The sequence below is a fragment of the Streptomyces sp. XM83C genome (assembly GCF_023072675.1).
Classification (GTDB): Bacteria; Actinomycetota; Actinomycetes; order Streptomycetales; family Streptomycetaceae; genus Streptomyces; species Streptomyces thermocoprophilus.
In genome coordinates, this window is the sequence record NZ_JALLGL010000680.1 from 1 (window position 1) to 347 (window position 347).

Here is a 347-nt window from a genome sequence, read left to right on the forward strand (position 1 = left end):
GACAAGGTCGTGATCCCGGAGATGAACCTCGGCCAGCTCGCCACGCTGATCCGGGCGAAATACCTGGTCGACGCCCGCTCGTACAACCAGGTCAACGGCATGCCGTTCAAGGCGGAACAGCTCGCCGACGCACTCCAGGAGATGCTCCGTGAGGACTGAACTCGCCCTGACCCCGAAGCCCCTGACCGCGAAGGACTTCAAGTCCGACCAGGAGACCCGGTGGTGCCCCGGCTGCGGTGACTACGCGATCCTCGCCGCCGTGCAGGGCTTCATGCCGGAGCTGGGGCTGGCGAAGGAGAACATCGTCTTCGTCTCCGGCATCGGCTGCTCCTCCCGCTTCCCGTACT

General features: G+C 65.4%; 1 pseudogene. It reads left to right on the forward strand.

Going from position 1 to position 347, the window contains the following annotated elements:
- Window positions 1-148 precede the first annotated feature (148 nt).
- Window positions 149-347: pseudogene (locus MTQ10_RS31055) on the forward strand (2-oxoacid:ferredoxin oxidoreductase subunit beta); the annotation flags it as partial.